Annotated in this window: 6 protein-coding genes; 2 read left to right on the top strand and 4 right to left on the bottom strand. The window is 39.1% G+C overall.

The genetic code is table 11. The features are described from left to right. The 3 genes from AC1DND_RS11400 to AC1DND_RS11390 form a co-directional block, all read right to left on the bottom strand. The coding region (locus AC1DND_RS11400) for a RagB/SusD family nutrient uptake outer membrane protein (RefSeq protein WP_477581698.1) at window positions 1-524 on the bottom strand (524 nt) is incomplete at its 3' end. Continuing rightward, window positions 524-3,703: a SusC/RagA family TonB-linked outer membrane protein gene (locus AC1DND_RS11395; protein ID WP_477581696.1), complete on the bottom strand. Its 3,180-nt coding sequence runs from the start codon at window positions 3,701-3,703 to the stop codon at window positions 524-526. The genes AC1DND_RS11400 and AC1DND_RS11395, both read right to left, overlap by 1 nt. A gap of 616 nt (window positions 3,704-4,319) precedes the next feature. Then, a complete protein-coding gene (locus AC1DND_RS11390) occupies window positions 4,320-5,156 on the bottom strand; it encodes a helix-turn-helix domain-containing protein (protein ID WP_477581694.1) in 837 nt (278 codons plus the stop codon). A 915-nt stretch (window positions 5,157-6,071) separates the two neighbouring features. Between AC1DND_RS11390 and AC1DND_RS11385 the strand changes: the two genes are divergently transcribed. Beyond that, a complete protein-coding gene (locus tag AC1DND_RS11385; RefSeq protein WP_477581692.1) occupies window positions 6,072-7,895 on the top strand; it encodes a M60 family metallopeptidase in 1,824 nt (607 codons plus the stop codon). 176 nt (window positions 7,896-8,071) lie between these two features. Here AC1DND_RS11385 and AC1DND_RS11380 read toward each other — a convergent pair whose 3' ends face one another. Beyond that, the gene (locus tag AC1DND_RS11380) at window positions 8,072-8,302 is read right to left on the bottom strand and encodes a hypothetical protein (RefSeq protein WP_215126602.1); all 231 of its coding nucleotides are present in this window, start codon (window positions 8,300-8,302) and stop codon (window positions 8,072-8,074) included. Window positions 8,303-8,557: 255 nt separating this feature from the next. Here AC1DND_RS11380 and AC1DND_RS11375 point away from each other — a divergent pair. Further along, the coding region (locus tag AC1DND_RS11375; RefSeq protein WP_477581690.1) for a phosphatase PAP2 family protein at window positions 8,558-8,949 on the top strand (392 nt) is incomplete at its 3' end.

The following is an 8,949-nucleotide window of genomic DNA, read 5'->3' as shown; positions in this document are numbered from 1 at the left end:
GCTTTACGCAAGGGCACACGTCCGTACAGGTTAACTAGATTGAAGTAAGCATAAGCCCTCAAAAATTTAGCCTCTGCAATATATTGCTTTTGATTTGCCTGTTCGGTTGCATTGGCAGGAGCCCATGCCTGAGCACGGTTAATCACAACGTTTGACCGCATTACCATTCGGTATAGTGAAGACCACATGGCTTCTAACTGCGGTTGGTTCGGAGCAAAATTATATTGTGCCAGGGCCAATAGATCCCCTTGGAGTGGTTGGGCATTTTTGGCATCATATCCCAGCAGATCAAAAATATAATACCATTCGCGAGCCCACAAACCAGAATGCAATAAAGTAGCGTAGCTGGCTATCACGGCTTGATTTATGGCTGCATCACTTGTGAAATAAGTGTCATAGGTATATGCGCTTTTACTCTGTAAATCCAAATCCTTCTTACATCCCCCGGTTGCAATCATTAAAACTACAACAATCAGATATTTTATATATTTTTTCATCATTATATCTTTAATATTTTTCATCATTAAAATCCAACTTGTATGCCCGCCAAAAATGTACGTGGTTGTGGTATCTGCCCATCATCAATGCCCCGGTTAAATATATAATCGCTGGCACCTCCATTAACACCTCCATTGGTTTGGGTGCTTATTTCGGGATCATATCCAGTATATTTTGTTATGGTAAATAAGTTTTGAGCCGCTACATAAACCCGTAACCTGCTTAATACATTACCTGAGAAAGAATTTAATGCCGTTTTTGTAAAAGTATAACCTAAGGTTACGTTACGTACCCGCAGGTATGATCCATTCTCAACAAAAAAATCAGAAGGCCTCAAATTCCCTGTTGCCGTAACATTTTGGCCTGCCCTTGGCAAAGCGGCAATATCACCCGGTTTTCTCCACCTGTTTAAAATGGCGGTAGAAGCATTATGCCCGGTTGAGGCATTTTCGGTGTAAAATTTAAGTGAGTTGGCCAATTGAACACCCTGAACACCCGAGATGACGATATTGAGGTCGAAGTTTTTATAAGATGCTCCAGCATTAAAACCGTACGTAAACTTCGGAATTGGACTGCCCAGTACCTTCTGATCCTTACTATCCACAACACCATCGTTATTAAGATCTTTAAATACAAAATCTCCTGGCAATAATCCATCCTGATATAGACTGGCGGGATTTCCGGTTCTCTGTCTGGTAGCGGCATTTAATGCATCAATTTCTGCTTGTGTACTTGCTACATGATCAACCGCATAACCATAAAAAGCGCCAATAGGCGAACCTGGTTGTGTTAATGTAATACCATTTAAATTATTAAAGTATCCTCCAATTATAGGGGTTGACGATTGTGCACCCAGTGATAATGTTTTATTTTGGTTATAACCTCCATTTACACTTACATTGTAGTTAAAGTCACTGGTTTTATCAGCATAGGCCAACTGAAATTCGAAACCTTTATTTTGAGCATCTGCAGCATTGGTAATTAAGGTACTGCTGAATCCGCTTAATCCGCCAATGCCTACGCTGGTCGGCACCGGAATTCCCACTAGCAAACCACTGCTTTTTCGGTTATAGTAATCAAGGGTAAGCGTAAGTTTGTTTTTCAGGAAACCCAGATCAAGCCCGATATCGGTCTGGTCTGTTTGTTCCCATCTCAACAGTGGGTTTGCAATGGAAGTTACAGTAGTTCCGTTTACAAAACTTTTGTTATCCCCCAGTGAATAAATCAGGTTGCCGGTCGGCGAACCGCCAAAAGTAAATACCTGTGTTGTGGTTAAACCAAACTTATTATTGCCTGTACGGCCCCAGCCTATGCGAAACTTTGCATCGCTGATAAACGGAAGTGCCGATTTGACAAATTCTTCTTCGCTGATACGCCATGCAAAGCCAACTCCTGGAAAGTTACCATAACGGCTTTGAGGCCCAAAGTTTGAAGATCCGTCACGGCGGATACTTCCGGATAAGATATACCGATCGTTAAAGGTATATACCAACCGGCCATAATAAGAAATAGCCCTGCCAAACTGTGTATAGTAACCAGACGTGTTGGCTTGGCTGGTGATGGTTGGCGCTACACCTATATCTTTCACATTGTCATTCAACATTCCTGTACCCAATACGCTCAGGTATTTGCTCGATCCTGCATCAATATAACTGGTACCTGCAGTTGCCGATATACTGTGTTTGCCAAAAATACGGTTGTACGACAGGTAGTTTTCAAAAGTATAATTGGAATAACTGTTAAATGCACGCCCTGCCTGCCGACTGAAACCCAGGTTGTTGGATGTAATATAAGGTATCTGGTATGAATCGTTTGTCGAAGTACCATATACACCCGCCAGCTGCGACCTAAAAGTTAAACCTTTAATAATATTTACTTCGCCAAAAACCTGCGGATACAATACCAGATCGTTGCTTGATAAGGTTTGAACGCCTAAGCTCTGTAATGGATTTACGGCGTTACTGTTGTCATCAACATTGGTAAGGATAGAGTAGCCACCCAAAATAGCAGGGTCGTATATTGGCTGATAAGGTGCGTAGCTGATCGCATTTAATATGCTCGCTGTCTGTCCGTTAGTGTTGGTATAACGGATATTAAGGCTTTGGCCAAAATGAAAACGCCCTAGTTTCTCATCTAGAGAAAAACGGCTGTTTAATCTTCTTAAACGGTAATCTTTAACAATAGCCTGCTGGGTTAAATAACCTAGTGAGAGATTATAGGTAACCTTTTCGCTGCCACCGCTTATACTTGCATTGTTTTGGGTAGATAAAGCTGTTTTAAATATTTCTTTTTGCCAATCGGTACGGTCAACACCTACAAAAGGAGTATTTAATTTGGCCGGAGGCGTAAGGTTATTGGTAGCAGCTATATCTTTTATAAGATTGACATAGTCGTTTGAATTAAGCAGGTCAAGTTGTTTTCGCACTGATGATGTACCAACCTGCGAGTCAAATAATATCTGCGGGATGCCGCTTTTAGCCTTTTTAGTGGTAACAATAACCACACCATTAGCGGCAGCAACACCATAAATGGCGGTAGAGGCTGCATCTTTTAAAATGGTAATATTATCAATGTCCTGTGGGTTGATGGTATTAAAAAGATTGGCATCACTCTGTATGCCGTCAACAACATACAATGGTTCCACATTGGTAAACGAACCAGTACCGCGTACAATAATCTGGGCATTTGAACCAGGATTACCGTTTGAATTTAATACCTGTACACCCGGGGCTTTACCGATAAGAAGCTGTGCTGCACTGGTATTGGTGTTAGCGCCTGCGTCCTTCGCAGCCACAACATTTACCGAACCTATCAGGTCCTTTTTTCTGGCGGTTCCATAACCTATTACCACTACATCATTAAGGGAACTTACGTCACTCTGCAGTTTTATGTTCAATACTGTTTTTCCGTTTAATTTAACTTCCTGCTTTGTGAATCCTATAGAAGAAAATACGAGCGTAGCATCCTGTGGTACATTAACTGAATAAGAACCATCGGTACCAGTAACCATACCATTCTGCTTTCCTTTTTCCAATACAGTAACTCCGGGAAGCGGACTGTTATCATCAGCTGATGTTACAACTCCTTTAATGGTGACTGTTTGTGCCATAACGGGCAATGCGCTCATCGGCACAAGCAACAGCAGCAAGAGCCATAATCTGGCTGGTCCTAGCAGCCTTGTTAAATGGGTAATTTTCATGCTCATAATTGTTTTTTTTGTATTATAAATGGTTATTTCTAAGAATTATCAAATGGCTGACTGAACACGGACAGCAATCTACAAGTCTGGATGCACAGCTGGATTGATTATAAAAGTGGAAGACGGTCTATGTGGTCAGCGCTTCTAAAATAGCCATAAGCTGGTTTCCCAAAGGGCACATTTGATAAAAAATAGGTATATAAATGTTAACTTATTTGTCGTTTTTGCCTTGCCAGAAAGTGGTAAACTGGGTGTAAATACAGCGTACTTTGTATCAAGCCAACATGAACAAACTAAGTTTAGAGGTATCTAAGCAGAGATATAGAAAGAAAAGGCACTATCTGGCAAAGAAAAAGAAGATGCTGATACCACAGCAAATGAACAAATTAAAAGCTGGTCTTATTTCATCTAGAATGGTACAAATGATAATCAGATCTTTCTAATTGCGGGAAGGCAGGATTATCATCATAGCCATCATTTTTTGCGGGCGTAAACTATCAATCCAGCGATGTGTTGCTCCAAGGATTAAGCGAAAATCATATCCGTTATATCATTCAGTTACCTAGTGCTAAATGGGGTTTTAAAGCAATCGGCAATATTAACATCAATACAAATATTTAGTTTAATGGTTAAAACCAACCTGATATATCTGTTTCTTATATACGCTGGGTGCCATGCCGGTTAACTTTTTGAAGGTTTTAGAAAAGTAGGAAAGGTTATCAAATCCGGTCTGGGCACAAATCTCTGAATATGACATTCTGCTTGTCGCCATTAGATACTGTGCCCGTTCAACACGTTTTTCGTTTATATAATTCAAAGGTCTGGTTCCGGTATACTGTTTAAACTGCCTTGAAAAATAATCGGGATTTTGATTTACGCGAGAAGCAAGCTGATATACAGAAAGGTCTGTGTGTAAATTGATAAGGATATAATTTAGGGTTTCTGCAATTTTTACCGGTATAAGTTTGTGTTCCGGACTTTTGAAAAGCTGGGGATTCAGAAACCTGGCAGTTAACAGCATCAGGATCCCTTGGGTTTCCAGATACGCCGAAGTGTTCTGCTGGTTGTTAAGCTCCTGATATTCTTTATAATAAATATCCTTCTCATAGATTTTAGGATTATCAGACCGGTTTATTCCTCTTCCAGGATTAATCTGGAGCAGCCTGCCAAAAAGATTAAGATCTATTTCAGTGGCCGCTGTTTTCAATACATTTCTGTTATTGGCAAAAAGTGAACTTCCATCTGTCGAATCCTCAAAAAACTGAACAAAATACTGGCCCAGAGAATTCTTACAATTTAAATTACATAGGGTGAAACTGGGAACAATGTACAAATAGCCAGGCTCTAGCTTTAGCGAGCTTTCAGCATCTGATATTTCACCTTCCCCCTCATCTATAYAGTAAATGCGGTAATACGGACTGATCACATTCCTATAATTCCATTTGGCATTAAGTCTCACATAGTCAACATTAAGAAGTGAAAAGCTATGCCGTAAGTTTCTTTTGATCATCTAACTACAAATATGCAAACTACGTTAATATCTTTAAAAGCATGCGTAAAGATTTCAAATATAATAAAAATCGACCCACGCCATTTTAATGTTGTTTCAGAACGAAACCCTATTAAGCAATAAAAGCGTTAAAATCAAGTATTACCACGTTAACTATTCGTTTTACCACGCTAATGCAGAAATTTGGAAATAAAAGCCTAGAATTAAAGCAATTGGCTACTAGGCAAATGATGTACGAACTCACAAGTTTCAGGGAAGTAATTTTAGATCCCCTTACCACAGGAACTACATATAAATGACCACGTAAAGAACTACAAGACGAAATCTTAAAGGAAAGTAAACGCATATTCAGCTCCATTCAGCATAATATTACACAAATAGAGCCAGATAGATCAAAGCTTTATCTAACACAACATCAAAGAGGATTGATTCAATTAACTGATTATGGATTTCCCCCATGCCATAAGCTTTACTTTCAAAACCAATTGACAGCGGGTGAAACCAATTCACTGGTTTCTTGCCAATTTGTTAGCACAGCCACTAGCCGCTTTCTGAACAATTAATAGCTTGCCAAGGCGGCAGGCTATTTCTGTACATGCTAATTGCTGTTGTATAAAGTTTAATTTAATAATGATACAGATATATCAGTCAATACTGTAAAGCACAGGCGAATCAAACGTTTGCGCAGTCTTTATCCTTTTACATCAATGTAATTATGGATACATTGTATTGACGTTTTAAACAGACTCACACCACCTGTTTAAGAATAAACTGGCTGACTAAACATTACCAATGTAATTATTACCATAATCCATTTATTGGAATATGGCTACCTATAACCAAATATTAACAAAAACCTAAAAAATGAAAAAGAAACTATTACTCTTAACCGTATCGGCGATTGTAGGCCTTTCAGCCTGTAAAAAAGCAGCTGTATTACAAGATGAAGTTGTAAACAGTAAAAAAACAATGAGTGGTGCAAGTGTACAATCCCTCACTCAGACCAATGTTTTTAATGTCACCGAAAAAATTAATGCATCAATTGAGAGAGACCGCTTAAAGAATGGATACTACTTAACCGATTTTACAGCAACCGGTTTATACATGGCTCCGGGTGCTACTTTAGATATCACAGTAGAACAAACTACTGGCACCCGCTTGCCAAAATTATTAATTGGCACCTATTCTCGATATGGCACCTGGAACACCCAGCCCACATCCGTACAGTTAACGGCGGGTACCAATACCATTACAAATGCTGTAGGCGGCCTATTGTGGATCAGGTACACCAATTCTACAACTGGCTCTACCGCTAAGGTAACTTTTAATAACGGTTACCAATACGCTCCATATTATAAACTTGGCGTAACCACCAATTCAGACTGGATTAATCAATTACAAACGTACACCACTCCTGATGTGGTTTTAGAAGGCTCGAATTGTGTTATTGTTGTATCAAGAACAAAAGCAATACAGTACCAGGCAGAAGACCAGAACGCTATATTGAACAAGATTACACAAGTTATTGCGTTAGAGGATGATCTGAACGGTTTAGACAACTCTTTGCCTGCACATGCGAAAAATGTGCATACCTATCTTTTAACGCAGCATGAGGATCCGGCCTATTATTTTTTCGCTTATGATTATCGTACAGCCTATATCACTTCGGATGTTAATGCCATTTTAACTTTAAGCGCAGTAGGCACCAATGGTTGGGGATTATGGCACGAACTAGGCCACCAGCACCAAATGATGTGGCGTTGGGGTACTCTGGGTGAGGTTACGGTAAATCTTTACAGTTTATATGTGCAGCGTACCCTTACTCCATCCATCAACAGACTAGTAAATGATGGGACATGGCCAAAAGCTTTTACCTATTTAGGAAAAGCCGCTGGCACCAAAGATTATAACGGATCAACAAGTTATGCCAATCCTTTAACCGATCTGTTTATCAGACTCTGTATGTTTCAACAATTAACCTTAGCCTATGGTGATAATTTTTATAGAACCCTGGCCAAGGATATGCGTGTTGAAAATCCAACCTTAGCTAATGATGATGCCAGGATGCGTTATTTCATGCTGAAGGCATGTAGTATATCGGGCAAAAATTTAACTAGTTTCTTCCAAAAATGGGGATTGAATTTATCTACTTCAGCAGCTACAACTCAAATATATGCAGACATGGCGGCTTTGGGTTTACCAGCGCCAAGCACTGATCCCTCTACCCTGCAAGACAATGTTGCACCTTTAACAGAATTAAGTAAAACTGGCTGGAGCATCAATTCTTTCAGCTCCGAAGAAACCAGCGGCGAGGGAGCAATCAACGGCAGGGCTGCTACATTAATTGATGGTAGCTATAGTACGTTCTGGCACTCACGCTGGACTACTTCTGCAACAAGTTATCCGCACCAGATTGTAATTGATTTAGGATCTTCAAAATCGGCAAACGGCTTAAGTTTAGTGCAAAGAAGCGGATTGAGCCGCGCAATTAAAAACTTTCAGGTTTTAACAAGTACCGATAATATAAATTTCACATCGGTAAACAATTATGTAGCTCAAAATGCTGCCGGAGTACAATATTTTGCGTTTGGCAGCACCAAAACCTTAAGATACCTTAAGGTAATTATGAACTCTGCACAAGATGGTTTGCAGTTTGCATCCCTGGCAGAGCTAGGTTTATACAATTAACAATTTCATAAAAAGAGGGCTGATAGGTGGTCCTCTTTTTATTTATCACCTTACAACACATGTCTTTTTGATTAATATTTCCAGTCAAAAAAAATGTTATAAGTATAACGGAAACAGCAATTAATGATGAGCCTGATGGGCAGGCTGATTATAAACTGGATAAATCGGTTTTTGGCTTATAGGTTATTTACTTCAAAACCGCGATAGCTAAGCATTTCGGCATTATGCAAAACAATTAGGCGAAGTTTTAATCTTTCGATGATTGCTCTGGCTTGGGCAATATTTCTTTGCATATCGTTTATTCCCCTGATTTCGATTCCTCCAGACATGAGTTTAAATTTGCTGGGCTCAAACTTATCAATAAACTGCTGGAGATCTGGGCTAACTGTTACCTGATTGTTTTGCATAATCAATTATTATTTCTTTTGCCACAAAGCAAAACAAAGCATTTTAACTTATCAGCGCTTTCATATTAACTTATTAAGAAATGTTAGCAAAAGGCTTTCTCCAAAAATAATCACCCTTGTACCGATAATCGAGGTTATTCCAATCAAACTACAGATCGCAGCAAATTCTTTAAATCAAGCGGCATGACATAAACATGACCTTCGCTTAACTTTCAGATGATATTCAGCTAGTAGCTTTGTATTAAAGAACTGGACATGCATACGATAAAAAGATTGACCAATCTCAATTATTATTTCTTTACTGCAATATCCATACTCCTGTTGGCATTCGTTTTTAATTTTAGCTTTTCTAAAACAGATGGATTCCTCATTTTTAACCATTTTCATCCAGCGTGGTTAGATATTTTTTTTAAGTACATCACTAATTTAGGAGATGGTTTAATCAGCATTCTGGCTGCAGTAATTCTGCTTGCACTTCGGAAAAAGAAAAAAGCAATGACTGTGGTTCTTGCTTATATTTATTCAGGGCTGCTTATTCAAATTGCAAAAAGGATATTTCACATGCCAAGGCCTAAATATTTTTTCGAGCAGACTTTATTTCATTATACTCATTTTGTTGAAGGGGTAAGCATGCATGATCAAAATTC

Source organism: Pedobacter sp. 01N416 (assembly GCF_056399685.1).
The sequence above is the reverse complement of the archived record's forward strand: the minus strand, read 5'-3'. Positions and strand labels throughout refer to the sequence as shown.